Source organism: Devosia sp. Root413D1 (assembly GCF_001425235.1).
Classification (GTDB): Bacteria; Pseudomonadota; Alphaproteobacteria; order Rhizobiales; family Devosiaceae; genus Devosia_A.
Genome location: NZ_LMEA01000014.1, coordinates 93,206 through 115,045, shown reverse-complemented (window position 1 = coordinate 115,045; position 21,840 = coordinate 93,206). Strand labels below are relative to the sequence as shown.

16 protein-coding genes are annotated in these 21,840 nt (G+C 66.5%); 8 read left to right on the top strand and 8 right to left on the bottom strand.

Translation table 11 applies throughout. From position 1 onward, the window contains the following. Positions 1-17: 17 nt before the first annotated feature. Positions 18-383 carry a helix-turn-helix domain-containing protein gene (locus ASC89_RS27460; protein WP_056004175.1) on the top strand — a complete coding sequence of 122 codons (366 nt, stop codon included), beginning with the start codon at positions 18-20 and terminating at the stop codon, positions 381-383. 96 nt (positions 384-479) lie between these two features. Here the strand turns inward: ASC89_RS27460 and ASC89_RS27455 are convergent, their stop codons facing one another. Next, positions 480-1,064 (bottom strand): hypothetical protein, encoded by a 585-nt coding sequence (locus ASC89_RS27455; protein ID WP_056004171.1) that lies wholly within the window; start codon positions 1,062-1,064, stop codon positions 480-482. A 245-nt stretch (positions 1,065-1,309) separates the two neighbouring features. Here ASC89_RS27455 and ASC89_RS27450 point away from each other — a divergent pair, with 245 nt between their 5' ends. Further along, positions 1,310-1,669, top strand: a complete 360-nt coding sequence (locus tag ASC89_RS27450) for a c-type cytochrome domain-containing protein (protein ID WP_156384800.1) — start codon at positions 1,310-1,312, stop codon at positions 1,667-1,669. Positions 1,670-1,942: 273 nt separating this feature from the next. On the opposite strand, the gene ASC89_RS27445 is transcribed toward ASC89_RS27450, so the two are convergent. From ASC89_RS27445 to ASC89_RS27435, 3 genes are read right to left on the bottom strand one after another with little or no spacing between them, the layout of a single operon-like run. After that, positions 1,943-3,346, bottom strand: coding sequence for an efflux transporter outer membrane subunit (locus ASC89_RS27445; RefSeq protein ID WP_056004165.1), 1,404 nt, complete (start codon positions 3,344-3,346; stop codon positions 1,943-1,945). A gap of 22 nt (positions 3,347-3,368) precedes the next feature. Then, positions 3,369-6,503, bottom strand: coding sequence for an efflux RND transporter permease subunit (locus ASC89_RS27440; RefSeq protein ID WP_056004162.1), 3,135 nt, complete (start codon positions 6,501-6,503; stop codon positions 3,369-3,371). 3 nt (positions 6,504-6,506) lie between these two features. Next, complete coding sequence (locus ASC89_RS27435; protein WP_056004158.1) at positions 6,507-7,730, bottom strand: efflux RND transporter periplasmic adaptor subunit; 1,224 nt, start codon at positions 7,728-7,730, stop codon at positions 6,507-6,509. Positions 7,731-7,934: 204 nt separating this feature from the next. On the opposite strand from ASC89_RS27435, the gene ASC89_RS27430 reads away from it, so the two are divergent. Then, complete coding sequence (locus tag ASC89_RS27430; RefSeq protein ID WP_056004154.1) at positions 7,935-8,606, top strand: response regulator transcription factor; 672 nt, start codon at positions 7,935-7,937, stop codon at positions 8,604-8,606. Beyond that, entirely contained in the window at positions 8,603-9,967 is a 1,365-nt protein-coding gene (locus ASC89_RS27425) for a cell wall metabolism sensor histidine kinase WalK (protein ID WP_056004151.1), read from the top strand. The genes ASC89_RS27430 and ASC89_RS27425 overlap by 4 nt, the downstream gene beginning before the upstream one ends. A gap of 219 nt (positions 9,968-10,186) precedes the next feature. On the opposite strand, the gene ASC89_RS27420 is transcribed toward ASC89_RS27425, so the two are convergent. From ASC89_RS27420 to ASC89_RS27405, 4 genes are all read right to left on the bottom strand, one after another. After that, a complete protein-coding gene (locus tag ASC89_RS27420) occupies positions 10,187-10,918 on the bottom strand; it encodes a GntR family transcriptional regulator (protein WP_056004148.1) in 732 nt (243 codons plus the stop codon). Between the two features lie 126 nt (positions 10,919-11,044). After that, the gene (locus tag ASC89_RS27415) at positions 11,045-12,964 is read right to left on the bottom strand and encodes a glycoside hydrolase family 127 protein (protein ID WP_056004146.1); all 1,920 of its coding nucleotides are present in this window, start codon (positions 12,962-12,964) and stop codon (positions 11,045-11,047) included. A 181-nt stretch (positions 12,965-13,145) separates the two neighbouring features. Continuing rightward, a complete protein-coding gene (locus ASC89_RS27410) occupies positions 13,146-14,921 on the bottom strand; it encodes a M24 family metallopeptidase (protein ID WP_056004143.1) in 1,776 nt (591 codons plus the stop codon). 2 nt (positions 14,922-14,923) lie between these two features. Then, entirely contained in the window at positions 14,924-15,838 is a 915-nt protein-coding gene (locus tag ASC89_RS27405; RefSeq protein WP_056004140.1) for a dihydrodipicolinate synthase family protein, read from the bottom strand. Between the two features lie 206 nt (positions 15,839-16,044). Between ASC89_RS27405 and ASC89_RS27400 the strand changes: the two genes are divergently transcribed. The 4 genes from ASC89_RS27400 (at position 16,045) to ASC89_RS27385 (ending at position 21,830) form a co-directional block, all read left to right on the top strand. Beyond that, a complete protein-coding gene (locus tag ASC89_RS27400) occupies positions 16,045-17,802 on the top strand; it encodes an ABC transporter substrate-binding protein (protein WP_082533654.1) in 1,758 nt (585 codons plus the stop codon). Positions 17,803-18,115: 313 nt separating this feature from the next. Then, on the top strand, positions 18,116-19,960 hold the full coding sequence (locus ASC89_RS27395; RefSeq protein WP_056004137.1) for an ABC transporter ATP-binding protein: 1,845 nt from the start codon (positions 18,116-18,118) through the stop codon (positions 19,958-19,960). Then, positions 19,957-20,880, top strand: coding sequence for an ABC transporter permease (locus ASC89_RS27390; RefSeq protein ID WP_056004134.1), 924 nt, complete (start codon positions 19,957-19,959; stop codon positions 20,878-20,880). The genes ASC89_RS27395 and ASC89_RS27390 overlap by 4 nt, the downstream gene beginning before the upstream one ends. Then, positions 20,877-21,830 carry an ABC transporter permease gene (locus ASC89_RS27385; protein WP_056004131.1) on the top strand — a complete coding sequence of 318 codons (954 nt, stop codon included), beginning with the start codon at positions 20,877-20,879 and terminating at the stop codon, positions 21,828-21,830. Before ASC89_RS27390 ends, ASC89_RS27385 begins: the two co-directional genes overlap by 4 nt. The last annotated feature ends 10 nt before the right edge of the window (positions 21,831-21,840 follow it).

Here is a 21,840-nt window from a genome sequence, read left to right as displayed (position 1 = left end):
GAATCGAGGTGCCGAAAATGACCAAGCCAGACGCAACCATCGTCCGCGAAGTGTTCGACCTGACCGGAGCGCGCTGGACCGTGCCGGTGCTGGTGGCGCTGGAAACCGGCCGGCTGCGCTTCGGCGAAATCGCCCGCGATGTCGGCGGCGTGGCGCAGAAACAGCTGGCGGCGACGCTCAGGGAACTGGAGCGGGATGGCTTCGTCGAGCGCACCGCCTTCGCTACGATTCCGCCGCGGGTCGAATACGAACTGACCGAGCTGGGCGAGGAACTGGTCGGCGGGGTGAAGCGGCTCGGCTCGATCGCGCTGAACAACCGCGACCGTATCGTTACGGCGCGCCGGCAGTTTGCCGAGCGAGCGGAGAACTCCGCGGCGATCTAGCACCGGCAGCGCCCCAACGTCCCCTCGCCCCCCGGGGGCGCTTCTTGCGCCCCCCTTTGGGGAGAGGGGGCGCTGTGGCACCGCCGGTGACAGTTCCTACATCTTGTGCTCAGCGTGGTCGCAGGTCACCGCTGGGTTGAACGGCATCAGGTCGCCCGCCGGGTTGGTGCGGTAGAGCCAGACATGCTGGTCGTAATGCGGCATGAAGCCATGCGCCTCGTCGCCGGCGGTCGCCGGGTCGTCGGCCATGTGGTCCCAGGCGCGCCCGTTGAGCACCAGCTCCTCGGTCTTGCCCGACGCATCCCAGGCCGCCTGGAACACCAGGTTCTCCACCGCCACCAGCTCGAGCGTGCCATCGGCCTGCGGCTCATAGATCAGCACCGAGGGCTTCATCCAGTCGGTGTAGGTGCTCTTGCCGTCCACCTTGGGGGCGGTGCCGGTGATCTCGAGCAAGCCCGGGTGAATGTAGTGGAGCCCCATAGCGCCAAGCTCGGCCGGCAATCCGGAATTGGCGGCCGACACGCAATGGTTTTCGGGCAGGATGTAACCATCCGCCAGCGCCACCTTCACGTCCTTGTACTTGTCCACGGCCTTGCGCATGTCGTCGAGGCTGACATCGGCGGCCGACGCGACCATCGGGCAGAACGAAGCAGCCAGTGCAAGCAGAACCAGTCTTCTCATGTTCTTCCTCCCACGCGAGACGCCGCAGGCGGGCGGCCGGCGGCTGCGAGGAGGGCAGCATATCACGCCGCGAATAGGCGTATCCAGTAACAGCTGACGCCAGATTCATCAGCGACGACACGTATTTACAAAGACTATTTCGCCACCATGCGATGCACTTCGCGCGCTGTGACTGAGGATGTGCTAGTGCTTATGCGCCAGGATGATTTCACCTCCTCGTTCGAACACTGACTTTGGTCGCCACCATGCAGCGGACTTTTGTCGCTCTACTCCTGATCTGCTTCAGCCAGGCGACAGCGGCGGCAGAAGCCGTGGGCCAGCCGCCGACCTGGGCAGATATCAACCCCATCGTCACCAAGCACTGCGTGATGTGCCATTCCGCCCAGGGCGCCGGGAAAGGCCTGCGCCTCGACAGCTACGCCCTGGCGATCGCCGGCAGCAAGGATGGCCCGGTGCTGCTGCCGGGCGACCCCGAAGGCAGCGAACTGATCCGCCGGCTGAAGGGCATCAGCACCCCGCGCATGCCGTTCTTGAGCTACCCGCTGGCAGAGGAGCAGATCGCGCTGTTCGTCCGCTGGGTGGAGGCGGGGATGCCGGAGCGGTGAGACGGCCTGATCTTGGGCGCTGACTGATAGAGACGGCCCCCTCCCGGCCTCCCCCATAAAGGGGGAGGTGAAGAGCCGAGGCTCTGTCTTCGATCGTGCCCAACGCACTGGCGGGGCACCTCCCCCTTTATGGGGGACTTCGAGCCGTCCCGAAGGGCAAATCGCTCCAGCGGAGCGATTTGAGGGGAGAAGGCCATGAGAGCTACGCTCGAATGGCTAAGGAGGGGGCCGTCTGCCGGCAGTTGATCGCTATGTCGGAACCGCAGGACTCGCTCACTTCCCCGCCAACGCCCCGATCCCGCCACCAATCGCCACGTTCAGCGCCACGTAATTGCTCGCATATTGCCGCGTCGACGTTGCCAGCTGGGCCTTGGCATCGAACAGGCTGCGTTCGGCGTTGAGCACGTCGAGGATCTGCCCCTGCCCTTCCTGGTAGCTCTTCCGCGCCAGTTCGAGCTGCCGCTGCGCGCTGTCCGACACCTTGGTCGCCGCGTCGATGCTGCGGCCGTCGCGACGCACCGCGGCCAGCGCGTTTTCGGTCTCCTCGATGGCGCCGCGCACCGCGCTCTGCCAGCTGAGATAAGCCTGGTTCACTTTCGACAACGCCGCCTGGTGGTTGGCCTTGGCCCGCCCGCCATCGAGGAACGGCAGGCTGAGCGTCGGCCCGAACCCCCAGCTGGTGGTATTGCCGCCGGCCAGCGCCGCCAGCTGAATATTGCCGCTGAGCGTGATCGACGGATACATCTGCGCCTCGGCGATCCCGGCATTGGCGGTCGCCGCCAGCAGCGCCCGCTCGGCCGCCTGGATGTCCGGCCGCTGCCGGATCAGGTCGGCCGGAACGCCGGCATTCACCTTGGCCCGCGGCCAGGGCTGCGGCGCGCCCTTGATCAGGTCCTTTTCGATCGCGCCCGTTGATTGCGCCGTCAATGTCGCCAGCCGGTTGAGGCTGCGCACGAACCCCAGCTCCTGGCTCGGCAGCTGCAGCGAGGCGGCATCGAGCGCGCTCTGCGCCTGCAGCACATCGAGCTGCGAGCCGGCGCCGTTAGAAAGCAGCGACTGCGTCAGTTCCAGCGTCTGCTGGCGGGTGGCAAGGCTCGAGCGGGTGAGCGCCAGGGATTCCTGATAGTAGCGCAGGTCGATATAGGCGTTGGTGAGTTCCGACAGGAAGGTCAGCCGCGCCGTATCGACCGAGAGGTAGGCCTGATCAAGACCGGCCTCGGCGGCCTTCCTCGAATTGGCATACTGCCCGAACAGGTCGAGCATCCACGACGCGGTGGCGCCATAGGTCACCGACGAACTCGATGCCCCCGAGCCGCCGCTTTCGCGCCCGGTGGCGCTGCCCGAGGCCGAGGGCAGCACGGTGGCGCCGACGGCGATCAGTGCGGCATTGGCCTCGTTGATCCGCTCCACCGCCTGGGCGATCGAGAGGTTCTGGGCAAGCCCGCGGTCGATCAGCCGGCTCAGCCGCTGGTCGCGGAACGCCGTCCACCACGCTTTGTTGCTGTTGTCGACGGAAACTCTAGCGTTAGACGAGGCGCTAAACGCGGCGGCCACCGCCATCTGCGGCTTCTGGTAGGCGAGCGAGGAACAGCCCGCCAAGAGCGCCGCGATGCTGATGGCAACGAGCAGTCGGGGCAGGCGCGCGGCGCGCGCCTGCAAAGCCGGTGCGGTGATCATGATCAGTCCTTGGGTTATCGAATCAGTGCGGGGCGACCTCGGCCGCCGCAGGCGTTGGGTGATGCTGCGCCGGCTCGCGCCGACGCAGCACACGCTTGACCAGTCCGCTCAACGAGTCGGTGTAGGTCAGCATCACGGGAACGACGACCAGCGTCAGCAGCGTCGAGCTGATCAGCCCGCCGATCACTGCATGAGCCATCGGCGCGTTCTGGCTCGAGCCTTCATGGAGGCTCAGCGCCAAGGGCAGCATGCCGAACACCATGGCGAGCGTCGTCATGATGATCGGGCGGAAGCGGGTGCCCCCGGCTTCGACCAGCGCATCGAACAGGTTCCAGCCCTCGCGCACGTGCTGGTTGGCATTGTCGACGAGCAGGATGGCGTTCTTCACCACAAGGCCCATCAGCATGATGAAGCCGATCATCGACATCATGTTGAGCGTCGAGCCGCCGATCAGCAGCCCGACCAGGACGCCGATCAGCGACAGCGGCAGCGCCATCATGATGGCAATGGGCTGGACGAAACTGCCGAACTGGCTGGCCAGCACCAGGTAGATGAACACCACTGCGAGGAGCAGCGCCGAGCCGGCAGAGGAGCCGATATCGCCCAGCTGCTCGGCATCGCCGCCCATCGACATGCGGTAGCCCGCCGGCATCTCGATCGCGTCGATCGCTGCCTGGATCCTGGGCATCAGCTCGCCGATATTGGCGCCGCTGATATTGGCGTCGACCGTCACCTGCCGCGACAGGTCCTGCCGGTTGATCTCGGCCGGGCCGGTCGAGGTTTCGATCTCGGCAATGTCGCCGAGCCGGATCACCGCGCTGTCATTGCGGCTGATCGGCAGGTTGGAGAGCAGCTCGACGCTGTTGCGCTCGCCTTCCGGCAACCGCACCACCAGCTTGTAGGTTTCTTCCGCCGGCGAGGTCCATTCGCTGACCTCCTCGCCACTGAGCATCGGCTGCAGCACCGCGCCCACCTGCTGCAGCGAGATGCCGGCCTCGCTGGCGAGCTCGCGGTTGACCCGGATGCCGACGATCGGCTGCGCCGCATCGAGCGACGTCTCGATATCGGTGAGGCCGGGGATCTGGGCGAGCTTTGCCGCCAGCTGGTCGGTGAGGTCGCCGAGCACCGCAAAACTGTCGCCATAGGCGGTGACCTGGATCGGCTTGCTCAGGCTGCCAAAACCGCTCGAGACGCCGACAATGGTCTTCACCCCGGGCACCTGAGCGAGAAGATCTCGAACTGGCGCCGTCATTTCGTGCGGCATCAGCTGGCGTTCGCCCGGCGGCACCATGGTGACGACGACGGTGCCGGCATTGTTGCTCGATACGCCCTGCCCACCGGCGACGGTGGCATAGGTGCGCTTCACTTCGGGCAGCGTGCGCAGCAGCGCTTCCACCTGCCGGACCTTCTGGCCGGTATAGTCGAGCGAGGAGCCCTGCGGCGTCTCCACTTCGACCTGGAACTCGCTGTTGTCGGTGGCCGGCGTCACCTCGAACCCGACCAGCGGCACCAAAGCGAAACTGGCGAAGAACAGCACCACGGCGGTGGCGAGCGTCGTCATCCGATGCCTCAGGCACCAGCGCAGCAGCGCCCGATAGCCGCCGGCGCACCACTCGAAGAACTGGTCGAACTTCGCCACCGCCCGGCCGAGCGGGCCGCGCCTGGCGCCCGGCTCGGAATCCGGGTCGTGCCACACCGACGACATCATCGGGTCGAGCGTGAAGGCGACGAACAGCGAGATCAGCACCGCCACCGAGACGGTGACGCCGAATTGCAGGAAGAACCGCCCCATGATGCCGTCCATGAAGGCGACGGGGAGGAACACCGCAACAATCGACAGCGTCGTCGCCAGCACCGCGAGACCGATCTCGTTGGTGCCGTCGAGCGCCGCCTGCACGTGGTTCTTGCCCATATGCAGGTGCCGCATGATGTTCTCGCGCACCACGATCGCGTCGTCGATCAGGATGCCCACCGACAGCGACAGCGCCATCAGCGTCATCATGTTGAGCGTGAAGCCGAGCGCGAACAGCACTGTCATCGTGCCGATGATCGAGATCGGCAGCGTCAGCGCGGTGATGACGGTCGAGCGCCACGAGTTGAGGAACAGGAACACGATCAGCACGGCGAGCCCCGCGCCTTCGACGATCATGTTCTGCACCGTGTGGAACGACTGCTCCACCGGCACGGCATTGTCGGCCACCACGTCGATGCTGACGCTCTCGGGCAGCTCGCGCTCCTGAAGCCGCTCGAGCTCCTGGTGCACGGCCTTCGCCACGCCCACCGTGTTGGCGCCCTGCACCTTGATGATGTTGATCGCCAGCGCCCGCTCGCCATTGATGAAGGCGAGACTTTCCTCGTCGCCCTGCCCCTGGGTGATGGTCGCCACATCGCCCAGCCGCACCGCCTGGCCGCCGGTGCGCGACACGATGATGTTACGGAAATCCTCGACATCCTCGAGCCGGCCTTCGACCTGGATGGCGCGCGACACCGCGCCCTCGGTGATGGTTCCGGCCGGCAGGTCTAGATTGTTCTGGCGGATCGCCGAGATCACCTCGGACATGCTGACGCCGAACCCGTCGAGCCGGTCCGGATCGACCAGCACATCGAGCTGCGCCGGCACCCCGCCGACCAGATCGGCGCTGCCGACGCCCGGGATATTGCGCAGCCGGTTGACCACCACGTCATCGGCCAGCTGCGTCAGCTCGCGCGAGCTGAGCTTGTCGGAGCGGATGGCCAGCGACATGATCGGCATGGCATTGGGATCGAACCGCAGCACCCGCGGCTTATCGGCATTATCGGGCAGGTTGGCTTCGATGCCGGCGATCTTGTCGCGCACCTCCTGCACCGCGTCGACCGAGCTCACCTCCATGTCGAACATCATGATGATCATCGCCGCGTTCTGCTGCGCGATCGATTGCAGCGTATCGATGCCGCTGATCGAGTTCACCGCGTCTTCGATCGGCTTGATGATGTCGTTTTCGACCGATTGCGCCGAGGCGCCGGGATAGTTCACCACCACCGCGACGACCGGCAGGTCGATATTGGGCATCTGCTCGATGGAGAGGCGCGAGTAGGAGTAGAGGCCGAACACCAGCAGCGCCACCATGACCATGGTGGCGAAAACCGGGTGGCGGACGCTGATCTTGGTGAGGAACATGGCTCAGTTCTCCACCACGGTGACGCGCATGCCGGGCTTCAGATCGTCGAGCTGGCCGGAGACATAGCTCTCGCCAGCCACGAGGCCCGAGGCGAGCTCGGTCATCCGGCTCGACACCCACTTGCGCGCAATCTCGACCGGCTGGCGCACCAGCGCCCCATCGGCGATCCTGAGGATATGCGTCCCCTCGTCATCCTCGCGCAAAGCCGCGTCGGGCACGGCAAACGCCCCCTGCGTCTCTTCGATGACGATGCTGCCCGAGGCGAACATGCCACCACGCAGCTTGCCTTCGGGGTTGGGCACCGAGATCAGCACCGGCACGGTGCGGGTGCCCTTGGCCGCGACCGGGCTGACGCCCTCGACGGTCGCGGCAAAACTCTGGCCGGGCAGTCCCTCGACCGTAAGGGATACCCCTTGCCCCGGTGACAGCTTCGGGCTGGCACTCACCGGCACATAGGCGGTCATTTCCATCATCGAGAGATCGACGAGATCGAACAGAGCCGCCCCTGATGTGATCAGCTGGCCCGGCTCGATCGAGCGCGCCGCGACGATGCCGTCGAACGGCGCGGTGATGGTGGCGTTGCGGATCACCAGTTCGGCGCCGGCAACCTGCGCCTCGAGCGCCGCGAGGTTGGCCTTCAGCGCTTCGATCGAGGCTTTCTCGGATTCCACAGTGGCGCTGGGGGTGAGGCCGCTATCGGCCAGGCGCAAGGTGCGCTCGAGCTGGTTCTCGGCCTGCGCCAGTTGCGCCCGGGTCGCCGCGGCAGTGCTGCGCTGCTGGCTGAGCTGGATCTGGGAGGTTTCGACATCAACCGTCGCCAGCACATCGCCTGATTTCACCTGGTCGCCGATCCGCACGTCGACGCTCTTCAGCGTGCCGTTGACCTGCGAGGCGATGGCAATGGAACGTCGCGGCATCAGCGAGCCCGTCGCCTTCAGCGTTTCCGACAGCGTCGCCGGCTCGGCCGTGGCGACGTCAATCGTGAGCAGCCGCTTCACCACATCCGGCGCGGTTGCGGCGGTTTCGGTCGGCGTCGAGGCCTGCGGCGCAAGGAACTGCGGCAACACGAACACCGCGAGGCCGACCACCACCACGGCGGCACCGGCCCACAGCCAGGGGAAGCGCGCCGGCTGGATGCCGGCCGCCAGCAGCGCCCGCTTCTTCAGTTCGCGCCGGCTCAGCGCCCACTCGGGTTTCGCGGCGGGCTGGATTGCGGGCTCGTCCATGGCGCAGTCCTCAGGGTGATGGGTCCAAACGTCTCGCCGCCCTGGGAGACCCCGGGGCATTGCGAGCGATGGCTTGTCTGCCGCCAAGCTTGCATGAACCTTGCGTGGCCCCGGCGCAGCGCGCATGGGTCGGTTGCGCGGGCCGCCTCGGTCGGCGCAAGCTTTCGGCAAGCTTGATCGGCGATGACGACGAAGGAGGTGCCGATGCGGCTATTGCTGGTTGAAGACGAGCCCGACATGGCGGCGCTGCTGCGCGCGGCGCTGGAGAAGCACGATTTCGTCACCGATCACGTGCCCTCGATCGAGTTCGCCATCGAGGCGATCGAGACGGTGGCGCATGACCTGGTGATCCTCGATCGGCAGCTCGGCGATGGCGACGGCGCCTCGCTGATCGCCCATATCCGCAAACGCCGCCCGCACACCCCGATCGTCGTGCTCTCCGCCATGGGCGGCGCCCATCACCGCATCGAGGGCCTGAACCTCGGCGCCGACGACTATCTGGCGAAACCCTTCGTCGTCGACGAGCTGGTGGCGCGGCTCCGCGCCGTGCTGCGACGGCCCAGCCAGGTGGAAACCGCGCCGTTGGCGATGGGCAACCTGTCGCTCGACCTCAACCACGGCGACGTGTTCGTCGATGGCGAAAAGGTCGATCTGCCGCGCCGCGAATACCTGGTGCTCGAAAGCCTGATGCGCCGGTCCGGCCGCACCGTGCGCCGCGCCCTGCTCGAGGAGGACGTCTACGGTTCGGACGACGAGATCCAGTCCAATTCGCTCGAAGCCCATATCTCGCGCCTCAGGCGCAAGCTCGCCGAAGCCGGCAGCACCGTCGAAATCCATCCGGTGCGTGGCGTCGGTTACCTCCTCAGGCAGTCATGACCCGCAAACCCAAAATCGTCCGGCTCGAACGCCGCCTCACCCGCCGCATGATCCAGGTGCAGGCGGTGGCGCTGTTGCTGTTCTTCGCGCTGGTGGTGTTCCCGCTCGGCATCTACCCGGCGCTCCGCTTCATCGATGCGCCGCCGCTCGACCCAGGCAATTCCGCGACCTTCGCCGAGGCGATCCGGCCGGCCGCCGGCGGTGGCGCCGAAATCGAGATGACCTCCAAGCTGAAGCAACTGATCGCCGACAGGCCGGCGGTCTGGTTCGTTGCCGCGACCGAGGCGGGCACCGAGGTTTCCTACGGCAAGATGCCCATCTACTACGAGGAGTTGCACGGCGAGCTCTGGCAATTCGCCTCGGTCGACGTCCGCCCGCGCGCCGGCTCGCAGGCCGATGGCTTGCAGCTCGAAAAGCACCAGAGCCAGATCGGCGACGTCATGGTGGTCTCGGGCGGTGGGCGGACCATCGGTGTGGTGTCGTTCGTTGCCGGCTTCTGGGCCCTGTTCAGCCTGGCCCTGCTCGCCATCACCAGCATTGCCACGACCATCATCATCCCCAAGGTGATCCGCCGCGAGCTGCGCGGTTTGAAGCAGGCCGCCGAGCAGGCCGAACTGATCGATATCGATGCCCGCGGCACGCAGCTGCCCACCGAGAACGTGCCGCAGGAGGTCCGCGCTCTGGTCGACGCCGTCAATGGTGGCCTCGCCCGGCTCGACAAGGCCTATGCGCAGCGCGAGCGTTTCCTCGCCGATTCCGCCCACGAGCTGCGCACCCCGATCGCCATCCTGCAGACCCGGCTGGAGACCGCCGAGCCCTTCCCCGAAAAGGCCCGGCTGCTGATGGATGTCGCCCGCCTCTCGAGCCTCGCCGACCAGCTGCTCGACCTGCAGCGCATGGACCTGGGCGAAACCACGATGGAGCCGCTCGACCTGGTCGAACTCGCCGGCACCGTGGTCAGCGATCTCGCGCCGCTCGCCCTCAACGCCGGCTATGAACTGGGGCTCAACGCGCCGGATCACCCGGTGCTGATCCGCGGCGACGAAGGCAGCCTCACCCGCGCCCTCGCCAATGTGGTGCAGAACGCCATCGTCCATGCCGCCAATCACGGCCAGATCGTCGTCGAGGTCAGCCCCAACGGCACCGTCTCGGTGATGGACGACGGCCCCGGCATCGCCCCCGCCGACCGCGAACGCATCTTCGAGCCGTTCTACCGTATCAAGCCGCTGGCCACCGGCGCCGGCCTGGGTCTGAACCTCGTCGCCTCCATCGTCCAGCGCCACAAAGGCCGCGTCGCGGTCACGGAGTCCCCCACCGGCGGCGCAAGATTCTCGATGCTGCTGCCATTGGTGGAAGGCTAGCGCGAAGCTGGCAGTCGGTAATCCTCCCCCGCGTGGCGGGGGAGGGGGACCGCCGAAGGCGGTGGAGGGGGCGGCAAGAGTCGACGGTTAGTTTAGCTCCCCCACCACCAGCTTCGCTGGTCCCCCGCGGTGAGGACCTTCGCCCTCATCCGCCCCCCCGCCACGCGGGGGGACTACGGAGAGGCCGGCGCCTTAACGGAGAGGGCCGCTGACTGCCAGCTACGACGCCAAACTGATATGCGAGGTCGTGTCCCGCGCGATGTAGCTCTGGATCTGCCGCACGATCTGCGCCGCGTGGCCGGCCGCGAGCCTGTCCGCCAGTTCCGCATCTCCGGCCGCCACCGCCGCAACCATCGCCTCGTGCTCATCGACATACTGGCGCGGCAGGGTGTCGTCGAAACTCTGGTAGTAGAGCCTGAGAATCCGCCGTCCTTCATCGAGCAGCCGGGTGAACAGCCCGGTGAAATAGCTGTTGCCGCCGGCGGCGGCGATCGCCACGTGGAAATCGCGGTTGGACTGGATCATCTTCAGCGCGTCGCGCTGCGCCACCGCATCGGCATAGGCGGCCTGGAGCTTCCGGATCGTCACCATGTCGCTGTCGCGCCGGTGCACCGCGGCGCCGCGCGTCGTTACCCGATACATCAGCGTCAGCGCCTCGAAATAGATCGGCAGCTGCACAAAATCGATCGACGAGACGATGGTGCTGCGGTTGGGCAGCGTCGTCACCAGCCCCTCGGCCGAGAGCCGCACCAGCGCCTCGCGGATCGGGGTGCGTGACATCTCGAACTGCTCGGAGAGCCCCACCTCGTCCAGCGGCGCGCCCGGCTCCAGCGTCAGGTCGAGGATCGACTGGCGCAGCTTCTCATAGACGGTCTGCGCCCCCTGCCCGCGCACCCGCACCGGCTCGCTGCCATCCGGCGCCGCTTTGCCCTTCTTTGTCGCCCCGCGCATAGCAGCCACGACGATTCTCCTGCATTCAGCCTGCTCTCGGCGCTAGAAAGCCGGTTCCACCGGCGATTGCAACGGCTGCTTCCGGCTATGCCTGTTCTGCACCCCTCCCCCTTGAGGGGAGGGGTGCTAGGCCTCGAGCAGCCACACCAGCATGCCGCCCGCCTGGCGATTGGCCCAGAGGTGATAGGGGATCGCCGTAAAGCGCGTCGGCTCCAGCGTCGAAGGCGCGTTGCGATAGAGCGCCCCACCCCAGCCGGCATCACCAGCCTTCACTGCGCTGCCGCTGAGCGTCACCGCGCCACCGAGCAGGTCGGGATCGAACGCCGTCTCGATCGCCGCCCCCGGCGCCAGCCGCAGCCGCTGCGGCACAAAGCCGTTATCGACCTCTTCGAGGCAATAGACCACCGGCCCGCGCTTCAGCGCCACCCGCCCGGCATCTTCGGTGACTTCGGGGTTGGCGTAGAGCCGCTCGACCGGCATGGCGAAACCGATCCGCACCTCGTCGCCGGCCCGCCACTCGCGTTCGATGGTGGCATAGCCCTTGGTCACCTCAAGCGGCACGAAGGCGCCGTTGACGCTGAGCTTCGCCTCGCCGCACCAGCCCGGCACCCGCAGCCTGAGCGCAAAGCGCTTCGGCGTCGCCGGCGAAATGCCGAGCCGGATGTCGCCATCCCAGGGATAGCGCGTCTCCTGGCTCAGCTTGACCACGGTATCGCCCAGCACCGCCTCGGCGGTGTTGGCGCCATAGAGGTGCACCGCCAGCTCGTCGGGCTTCGTGGTATAGAAATAGCTGCCGAGCGAGGCGATCAGCCGGGCGATATTGGTCGGGCAGCACGGGCAATAGTGCCACTTCCAGCGCCTGTTATCGCCGTGACTCTCGAGCACGTTCTCGTAGAAATAGTGCTCGCCATCGCGCGAGATCCCCGACAGCGCGCCGTTGAACAGCACCAGCTCGACATGGTCGGTGAAGCGCCCGTCGAGCTCGATCTGCGCCATGCGATGGCCCCAGAACGCCAGCGCCACCGCCGCGCAGGTCTCGGCATAGGCGGTGACGTTGGGCAGGTCGTATTCCCGCGTGAACCCCTCATTGGCATGGGCGGGTCCCAGCCCGCCGGTGACATAGAGCTGCCGTCCGGTCAGGTTGTCGAACAGCCGGTCGGCGGCAGCGAACAGGCTGAGATCGCCGGTTTCGGCGGCGACGTCGGCCATCGCCGAGAACAGGTACATGGCGCGCACCGCATGGCCCACCACCTGGGTCTGCTCGCGCACCGGCATATGGGCCTGGCTGTAGGAGTAATCCTTGAAGATATAGTCCCTGGGGTCCTTGCCACGCCGCCGCGCCTCCTCGTCGTGGTAAGCCGGCTGCTGGCCGCGCTCGTTGACGAAGAATGTCGCGAGGTCGAGGTGCCGCTGGTCGCCGGTGATGCGATGCAGCTTGATCAGCGCGATCTCGATCTCTTCATGCGCATCATAGCCGCGCAGTTTCCCCGGCTCGGGCCCGAAGGTGTCGATGATGTGGTCGACGGCGCGGCTCATCACCTCCAGAAAGCGCCGCTTGCCGGTCGCCTCGAAATAGGCGACGGCCCCCTCGAGCAGGTGGCCCATCGAATACATCTCGTGCAGGTCGCGGAGGTTCGTCCAGCGCTTCTCCGGCTCGCGCCGGATGAACCACGAATTGAGGTAACCGTCCGCCAGCTGCCCCTTGGCCAGCTGCTCGACGATCTCGTCGATCTTTGCTTCGAGCTCCGGGTTGGGATGCGCCTTCAGCGTATAGCTCGCCGCCTCGATCCACTTGCCGAAATCGCTGTCGAAGAAGTGCTGCATGGAAAGCCCGCTCGGCTGGATCGGGCGAACCAGCGGCGCCGGCGGCAGGTGGAAGTTCAGCACCTCGAGGAACCCCTCCTCGTCGAGCCGCTGGTGCTGCGTCGGCACGGTGACCTTACGCACCGTCTCGCTCCAGCTCTCCCAGAACCCGCCAGTGAAATCGACCTTGGCGTGGTCAACGGGAGTGTAGCGATCGAGGCGTGGATTGGAGGGGGCGGACATTGGGATGCCTGGTTTCAATAGTTAGGTGTTCACTGATCAGCGCCACAACCACGGTGTCATCCCAGCGAAAGCTGGGACCCAACTCGCAGCCCGCGCCAGCTGATGGATGGGTCCCAGCTTTCGCTGGGATGACAGCCGGTGGGAGGTCGGGGATGGTGCCCAACCCCCATTCTGGTGCGCTTCAATTACCCACCGAGATCGCCGCCGTCATCCGCTCGAGCCAGGCCCGAGCCGACAGCGACAGCTTGTCCGCCAGCGCCTGCCGCACCCGCGCATGATAGCCATCGATCCACGCCACCTCCTCGCGGGTCAGCGCGCTCACATCCGCCAATGCCAGGTCGATCGGCGCCAGGGTCAGCGTCTCGAAGCGCAGGAACCCCGGCGCCGCGGCGACCGTCTCCACCTGGTTTTCGACCCTGAGCCCGAACTCGCCTTCGCGGTAATAGCCGGGCTCGATGGTCATGATCACGCCGGGGGCGAACTCATAATTGTTCACCACCTTGCCGAAGCGCTGCGGGTGTTCGTGCACCGAGAGGAAGTGCCCGACCCCGTGCCCGGTGCCGTGGTCGTAATCGAGGCCGAGATCCCAGAGCGGCCGCCGCGCCAGCGCATCGAGATGGTGCCCGCGCGCCGTCACCGGGAACTGCGCCGTCATCAGCGCCACAAAGCCCTTGAGCACCGCAGTATAGGTGCGACGCACCTCGTCGGAGACTGGGGCGAAGGCCGTCGTGCGGGTGACATCGGTGGTGCCGGTCAGATACTGCCCGCCGGAATCGATCAGATAGACGCCGCTGGTCGTCAGGGCGGCATTGGTCGCTTCGCTCGAAGCGTAGTGGCACATCGCCGCGTTGGCCGCCGAAGCCGAGATCGAGCGGAAGCTCGGCTCGACGAAACCCTCGCCCCGCGAGCGGAACTCCAGCAGCTTGTCCTCGGCTTCGAGTTCGGTGATCGGCTTGCCGGCCGCCTCGCGGAGCGCGACGTTGTCGGCGAGCCAGCTCAGGAACTCAGTGAGCGCCACGCCATCGCTGACATGCGACGCGCGGAAGCCCTGGAGTTCGGTGCTGTTCTTGATCGCCTTGGCAATGGTGATCGGGCTCGTTTCCGACAGCACCGTGCCCCCTGCCCCGGTCACCGCCAGCGCCGCCGCCACCGAGGCGAAACGCGGATCGACCAGCGCCCGCTTGCCGCCCGCGCGCGCCGCGATGCCGGCGAGCAAATCGGCCGGCGAGCGCGTCGTCACCGCTTCGAGCTCATAGGCCTCGCGATCATTGGGGAGCTTTCGCTCATCGACAAACCACTCGGTATCCCCGCTCTTGTCGAGCAAGAGGAACGACTGCGGCAGCGGCGTGTATTTGACATCGCTGCCCCGCACATTGAGCAGCCAGGCGATATTGTCGGGCTGCGTCTCAACCAGGAAATCCGCCCCCAGCTCAGCCAGCCGCGCCCCGATCCGGCGGCGCTTCGACTGAGCCGCTTCGCCGGCATTGGCAAAACTGCTGATCCGCCCGGTCGGCGGCTCCGGCTGATCCGGCCAGATCGCATCGATCGGATCGGCCTCGAGCGGCACCAGTTCGCCGCCGGCCTGCTGCATCGCCGCCATCAGCCGCTGATGCAGGTCCGACGGGATCAGCATCGGGTTGAAACCGATCCGGCGGTTGCGCGGCAGCTTTTCGCCGAGCCAGCGCTCCAGCGGAAAATCATAAAAGTGCGAGATCTCGAACGCCCCGAGATCGACTTCCTGGCGCACCTGCACCTGGTAGCGGCCATCGACGAAGATCACCGCCGCCTCGGCAGTGACCAGCGCGATGCCCGCCGAGCCGGTGAAGCCGGTGAGATGGCGCAGCCGCTCATCATGCGGCGCGCAATATTCACCCTGGTGGGCATCGAAGCGCGGCACGATCACCCCGTCGATACCCAGGGCCCCGAGATGGGCCCGGAGCGCCTGAAGTCTGGTCATCGTCAGAAGCCGTACTTGGAGAGATCCGGCCGGCTCTTCAGCCCGGCCTCGGTGATGGCGCGCACTCGTGCTTCCTCAGCACCGACCAGCGGCAGCCGCGGCGCCCGGGTCACCGGCGAGGTGCCGCGGACAATGGCCTCGACCAGCTTGATGTTCTGGACGAATTTCGGCCCGATATCCATGCTGAGCAGCGGCAGGAACCAGCGATAGATCTCCATCGCCTCGGGGATCCGCCCCTCTGCCGCCAGCTTGTAGATGGCCACCGTCTCGCGCGGGAAAGCCACCACCAGCCCGGCGATCCAGCCAGAACAGCCGAGGATCAGGCTTTCGAGCGCCAGGTCGTCGACCCCGGTCAGCAGCTGATAGCGATCACCGAGCGCCCGCAGCGTCTCGTTGATGCGGCGGGTATCGCCGGTCGATTCCTTGATGGCGACGAATTTCGGCTCGTCCGCCATTTCCTTCAGCATCGCCTCGGTGACGTTGATGCCATAGGCGATCGGGTTGTTGTAGATGATGATCGGCAGGCCGGAGGCGGCGGCGATGGAGCGGTAATGCGCCACCACTTCGCGATCGTCGGCGAGATAGCGCATCGCCGGCAGCACCATCAGCCCCTCGATACCGATCGCCTCGGCCTCCGCCGCCAGCGCCGCGCCGGCCCGGGTGGAGTCTTCGGCAATGGTGAGGAGGATGGGCTTCCGGCCGGCAGCCTCGGCGATTGCCGCCTTGGCGATGGCGAGCTTTTCCTCGCGCGTCAGGCTACTGGCTTCACCGAGCGAACCGCAGACGATGACGCCGTCGACGCCGGACTCGATCTGGTAGGCAACATCCGCCCGGACGGCAGCGAGGTCGACCTCCTGATCACTAGTCATCTTGGTGGTGATCGCCGGGAATACGCCGCGGAAATCGCTCTTCTGCATCGTCTGGTCCTTGTCTCGCGGGCAACGGCCGCACTCGTCGTTCAGGACGCGTTACGGCGTCCGGCCTTGTAGCTCTCATAGGATGAAAAGCAACTGTCGGCAAGTTGTCGACATTACTATTGACAAGCTGCGTACAGGCTGTCGACTATCCCCAGCACGGGAGAGGCTGCGCATTGCGGCCGCTCGCCCACATCAGGAGGGAACCCATGGCGCATACCACCCCGAAACGCCTCAAACTGCTGCCCCGGCTGGCGCTCGCCGGCCTCGTCGCAACGGCCCTGTCGGCCCTGCCCAGCTTCGCGCAGGACGCCCAGCCCGGCGGCACCCTGCGCATCCTCGGCACCGAGGATCTCGACCATTTCGACCCGACTTCCGCGGCTCTGGTCACCACCAACAATTTCCTGCGCGCCGTATCGCGCCAGCTGATCTCCTACGAAGCCTCCACCGACGAGACGGTGCGCATCACCCCCAAGGGCGATCTCGCGACCGAAGTCCCGCAGCCGACCGATGACGGGCTCACCTACACCTTCAAGATCCGTCAGGGCGCGCAGTGGAACGCCCCCTCGGGCGCCCGCCAGATCACCTCGGCCGACCTCGAGCGCGGCTTCAAGCGCATGTGCAACCCGGCTTTGGGCTCGGCGGCGCTGACCTATTATTCGAGCCTCGTCGCCGGCATGGCCGAGTTCTGCGATGGCTTCAGTAAGGTCGAGCCGACCGTCGAGGCGATGAAGACCTATATCGAGGGCAACGACATCACCGGCATCGAGACGCCTGATGATGAGACCGTGGTGATCAAGCTGACGCAGCGCGCCGGCGACTTCATCTACATGCTGTCGCTCGCGACCTCTGCCCCGGCGCCGATCGAAGTGCTCGACTACCTGCCGGATGGTCCGGATTACCGCAGCAACTTCATCGCCAGCGGCCCCTACACTCCCGGCGCCTACACTCCGGATTCCTCGCTGCAGCTGGTGCGCAACCCGGCCTGGACCGCCGAGAGCGATCCGCTGCGCAAGGCCTATGTCGACCAGATCGACATCACCTTCGGCCTCACCGTCGACGCCATCATGCAGCAGCTGCAATCGGGCGACGGCGACATGACCTATGACGTCACCATCCCGCCGGCGATCCTGCAGATGCTGACCGCCCAGGGCGACGAGAAGCTGATGACGGTGTCGTCGGGCAACACCAACTTCATCTTCATCAACACCGTTTCGGGCAACAATAACGGCGCGCTCAAGGATCTGAAGGTACGCCAGGCGCTGAACTACGCCGTCGACAAGGCCGCCATCGTCCAGCAGATGGGCGGGCCGTCGATCGCCAAGCCCGTCAACGGCATTTTCGGCCTCGGCGTGCTCGGCTACCACGAGTTCGACCTCTACCCCTCGCCTGAGGCCAAGGGTGACCCGGAAAAGGCCAAGGCGCTGCTTGCCGAAGCCGGCTTCCCCAATGGCATCACCTTGAAAATGCCGTTCCGCAACAAGGGCAACGAGCCGGCGGTGGCGCAGACCATCCAGGCCTCGATGGCCAAGGCCGGCATCACCCTCGAGCTGACCCCGGTGGCTCCGGCTGACTACTACTCGAAGTTCATGACCAACCCGGTGAACACCCAGGAAGGCACCTGGGATATCGCGCCGGTCGGCTGGACTCCGGATTGGGCCGGCGGCTCGGCGCGCTCGGTGTTCCAGCCGCAGTTCAGCTATGACGGCACGCACCAGACCTACAACTACACCGACTACAACAACGACAAGGCCAACGAACTGGCCCAGCAGGCGATCAACGCCACGACGCCCGAAGAAGTCGGCGCACTCTGGGCCCAGGTCGACGAGCTGGTGATGGCCGATGCGCCGGTGGTGCCGCTGATCGCCAACCTGATCGTGCTCTACCACGGCGCGGCTGTGCAGAACTTCCAGCCTTACTCGATCGGCGTCCAGGGCGACTGGACCAACGTCTGGCTGCAGCAATAGGCTGGGGCTGGTTCGAACGCCCGTACTTCCCCTCTCCTCGCGGTGAGGGGAAGTACGGTTTCGGCGATCACAAGCGTATTTCTGGGGCTCGTGGTCGAGTGGACCCACCGTGATCACCCCACCACCGGCTGTCATCCCAGCGAAAGCTGGGATCCAACTCGCAGCCCGCGCGAGCGGGGAAATGGGTCCCTGCTTTCACAGGGATGACACTGGTGGGCAGGTCAAGGGCCGAGTCAGCCGTGCAGCCGGTTCAGCTCAATCGAATACCGCACCAGCGCTTGCGAGGCGCCGGTGCCCAGTCTGGAGTGGTTGCGTGGCAGTTCTCGAAGCGCGGCATCTGAGCGTCGATATTCCCACTGAAGACGGCGTGATCCACGCGGTGCGCGACGTCTCCTTCGCGCTCGAAGCCGGCGAACTGTTCGGCATCGCCGGCGAGTCCGGGTCGGGCAAGAGCGTATTGACCCAGGCCATTCTCGGCCTCCTGCCCAACGCTACGGTGACCGGCGAAGTGCTGTTCGAGGGCCGCAATCTCCTCGGCCTGAAGCCCGCCGAATTGCAATCGATCCGCGGCTCGCGCATCGGCATGATCTTTCAGGATCCGATGTCGAGCCTGCACCCCTATTACACCGTCGGCAGCCAGATCACCGAGATGATCCACGCGCACGAGAAGGTGGATAAAGCCGTGGCGCGCCGCCGCGCCGTCGACCTCCTCGCCCGCGTCGGCATCAGCGAAGCCGATCGCCGTTTCGACAGTTTCCCGCACCAGTTCTCGGGCGGCATGCGCCAGCGCGTGATGATCGCGATGGCGCTGATCCTCAACCCGCCACTGGTCATCGCGGACGAACCAACCACCGCCCTCGATGTCACGGTGCAGGCACAGATCGTCGCGCTGCTCGACGAGATGCGGCGCGAGCGCGGCACCACCGTGGTGATGATCACCCACGATCTCGGGCTCCTCTCCAGCATCGCCGACCATGTCATGGTGATGTATGCCGGACGCCGCATGGAGCTGGGGCCGAGCGCCCCGCTCTTCGCCGCCCCGGCCCACCCCTATACGGCCGGGCTGCTCGCCTCCTCGCCCGCCAATTACGAAGCCGGCGCCGAGCTGGTGCCGATCCCCGGCCGCCCGCCCAGCCTGCTCGAAACCCCCAGGGGTTGCGTATTCGCGCCGCGCTGCGCCAGCGCCCTGCCCCGCTGCACCACCGAAGCGCCACCGCTCCGCGTCTTCAGCGACGGCCTGCAGTCGCTGTGCTGGCTGGAGGGTCCGCCCGCCGATGCCGCCGCCAGCGTCGCGGCCATCGCCAAAGCCCCAGCCGCCGACGAGATCGTAGTCAAAGCCGAGGGCGTCCGCCTGACCTATGGCGGCGGCAGCCTGTTCAATCCGGGCGCCGGCTTCGAGGTGCTGAAGGGCATCGATCTCGAACTGCACCGTGGCGAAACCCTCGGTCTCGTCGGCGAAAGCGGCTGCGGCAAATCCACCTTCGCCCGCGTGCTGGCCGGGCTGATCCCAATGACCCATGGCAAGGTTTCGCTGCTCGGCCGCGACCTCGGCAGCCTCGATGGCCGCGCCTGGCAGGCGATGCGGCGCGAGGTGCAACTGGTGTTCCAGAACCCCTTCGGCGCCTTGAACCCCCGACGCCGCGTCGGCGCCATTATCGGCGATCCCTATCGCATCCACGGCCTCGCCGGTGGCGCTGAGCGGAAGCGCGAAGTGCAGCGGCTGATGGAGCTCGTCGGTCTCAACCCCGAGCACTACAACCGTTTCCCCTCGGAATTCTCCGGCGGCCAGCGCCAGCGCATCGGCATCGCCCGCGCCCTCGCTCTCAACCCCTCGCTGATCATCTATGACGAGCCGGTCTCGGCCCTCGACGTGTCGATCCAGGCGCAGGTGCTGAACCTGATGCGGTCGCTGCAGCGCGACCTCGACCTCACCTACCTGTTCATCTCGCACGATCTCGCGGTGGTCCGGCATGTCTGCGACCGCATCGCCGTGATGCAGGCCGGCCAGATCGTCGAGCTCGCCGAGGCCGAGACGCTCTACCGCGCCCCGCAGCACCCCTACACAAGGACGCTGCTCGCCGCCTCGGTCACCACCCCGCCCCGCCACTCCGCCGCCGGCCGCACGCTGGTCTCCTCCAATGTCGTGGAGGCCGCATGAGCGCCGGAGCTGCCATTCCCGTCGTGCAGCGTGGTTCGCTGGCGCTGACGCTGCGCCGGCTCGGGCGCGACCCAGCCATCGTCGCCGCGCTGGTCTTCATCGTGCTGGTTGTGATCTTTGCCCTCTCGGCGCCATGGATTTCGGCGCTCACCGGCCACTCCGCCATCGAGCAATATCGCGATACCGGCCTCTCCGAGATGGGCCTGCCGGTGGCGCCGAATGCCGAGTTCCTGTTCGGCACCGATCATCTGGGCCGCGATGTCCTCGTCCGCCTCGCCTATGGCGCGCAGGTCTCGCTCACCGTCGGCGTCCTCGCTGCCGTGGTCGCGGCGTTGATCGGCATCACCGTCGGCATGGTCGCCGGCTATTTCGGCGGCTGGGTCGATACCGTCCTCAGCCGCGCCATGGACCTGGTCATGAGCGTGCCGTTCCTGCTCTGCGCCCTGGCGCTGGTCTCGGTGTTCGGCCCCAGCCTGTCGCTCAGTATCGGCGTCATCGTTTTCTTCAGCTGGACCACCATGGGCCGCGTCATCCGTGGTCAGGTGATGTCGCTGCGCCGGCAGGAATTCGTCGAGGCCAGCCGCTCGCTCGGCGCCGGGCCGCTGTCGATCATGTTCATCGACATCCTGCCCAACCTGAGCGTGCCGATCATCGTCTACACCACCATGATGATCCCGGGCTCCATCGTCTTCGAGGCGACGCTGAGCTTTCTCGGCATGGGCATCGTGCCGCCGGCCCCGAGCTGGGGCGGCATGCTGGCCGATGCCGCCGGCAACTCGCTCTATCTCGTCGCCTCCTGGCTGGTGCTGATCCCCGGCCTCGCGCTGCTGTTCACCACGCTTGCCTTCAACATCCTCGGCGATGGGCTGCGCGACGCGCTCGATCCGCGTGGCCGGCCAGTGCGGAGGAAAGCCAGATGATCCGCTATCTCTTTGGCCGAGTCGCGTTCGGCGCGCTGATCCTGCTCACCCTCAGCATGTTCGTGTTCTTCCTGTTCTTCGTCGCCCCGGGCGATCCGGCCCGCATGGTGGCGGGCGACAAGGCGACCGAAACGCAGCTGATCCAGATCCGCACCAATCTCGGCCTCGATCGGCCGATCCACGAGCAATATCTGAGCTTTCTCGGCAAGGCGGTGACCGGCGATCTCGGCTTTTCCTACCGCAACCAGCAGCCCGTCGCGAAGCTGATCTTCAACCGGCTGCCCGCCACCTTGTCGCTGGTGGTCGGCGGCGTCCTGGTCTGGCTCGCCGTCGGCATCCCCATCGGCATCATGTCGGCCCGCCATCCCGGCGGAGTGCGCGATCGCTTGGGACAGGGCTTCATCCTCATCGGCCTCAGCTTCCCGACTTTCGTGCTCGGCATGATGTCGCTTTACCTGTTCTATTTCCTGCCCCGGCAATCGGGCTTCATGCTGTTCCCGGCCGGCGGCTTCAAGCCGTTCCTGCCCAACCCGGCGATCTGGGCCTGGCACCTGGTCCTGCCCTGGACCACGCTGGCGCTCACCACCGCCGCGGTCTATGCGCGGCTCACCCGCGGCCAGATGCTCGAAGTGATGGGCGAGGATTACATCCGCACCGCCCGCGCCAAGGGCCTCTCGGAGCGCAAGGTCGTCTGGAAGCACGGCATGCGCGCCACCCTCACCCCGCTCGCCACCCAGCTCGGCGCCGATATCGCACTGCTGCTCGGCGGCGCCATCGTCATCGAACAGGTCTATGGCCTGCAAGGCGTCGGCGCCCTCGCGGTGCAGGCGGTGGCCAACCAGGACCGGCCGATCATCATCGGCGTGGTGCTGCTCGGCGGCCTGTTCATCGTCGTTGCCAACATCATCGTCGACATCGCCTATGTGCTGCTGGATCCGCGTGTGCGGTGATGTTCTTCAG

Bases quoted from the DNA above. Each gene is read 5' to 3' on its own strand.
- ASC89_RS27460 (WP_056004175.1), top strand. From the start codon at position 18: ATGACCAAGCCAGACGCAACCATCGTCCGCGAAGTGTTCGACCTGACC.
- ASC89_RS27455 (WP_056004171.1), bottom strand. From the start codon at position 1,064: ATGAGAAGACTGGTTCTGCTTGCACTGGCTGCTTCGTTCTGCCCGATG.
- ASC89_RS27450 (WP_156384800.1), top strand. From the start codon at position 1,310: ATGCAGCGGACTTTTGTCGCTCTACTCCTGATCTGCTTCAGCCAGGCG.
- ASC89_RS27445 (WP_056004165.1), bottom strand. From the start codon at position 3,346: ATGATCACCGCACCGGCTTTGCAGGCGCGCGCCGCGCGCCTGCCCCGA.
- ASC89_RS27440 (WP_056004162.1), bottom strand. From the start codon at position 6,503: ATGTTCCTCACCAAGATCAGCGTCCGCCACCCGGTTTTCGCCACCATG.
- ASC89_RS27435 (WP_056004158.1), bottom strand. From the start codon at position 7,730: ATGGACGAGCCCGCAATCCAGCCCGCCGCGAAACCCGAGTGGGCGCTG.
- ASC89_RS27430 (WP_056004154.1), top strand. From the start codon at position 7,935: ATGCGGCTATTGCTGGTTGAAGACGAGCCCGACATGGCGGCGCTGCTG.
- ASC89_RS27425 (WP_056004151.1), top strand. From the start codon at position 8,603: ATGACCCGCAAACCCAAAATCGTCCGGCTCGAACGCCGCCTCACCCGC.
- ASC89_RS27420 (WP_056004148.1), bottom strand. From the start codon at position 10,918: ATGCGCGGGGCGACAAAGAAGGGCAAAGCGGCGCCGGATGGCAGCGAG.
- ASC89_RS27415 (WP_056004146.1), bottom strand. From the start codon at position 12,964: ATGTCCGCCCCCTCCAATCCACGCCTCGATCGCTACACTCCCGTTGAC.
- ASC89_RS27410 (WP_056004143.1), bottom strand. From the start codon at position 14,921: ATGACCAGACTTCAGGCGCTCCGGGCCCATCTCGGGGCCCTGGGTATC.
- ASC89_RS27405 (WP_056004140.1), bottom strand. From the start codon at position 15,838: ATGCAGAAGAGCGATTTCCGCGGCGTATTCCCGGCGATCACCACCAAG.
- ASC89_RS27400 (WP_082533654.1), top strand. From the start codon at position 16,045: ATGGCGCATACCACCCCGAAACGCCTCAAACTGCTGCCCCGGCTGGCG.
- ASC89_RS27390 (WP_056004134.1), top strand. From the start codon at position 19,957: ATGAGCGCCGGAGCTGCCATTCCCGTCGTGCAGCGTGGTTCGCTGGCG.
- ASC89_RS27385 (WP_056004131.1), top strand. From the start codon at position 20,877: ATGATCCGCTATCTCTTTGGCCGAGTCGCGTTCGGCGCGCTGATCCTG.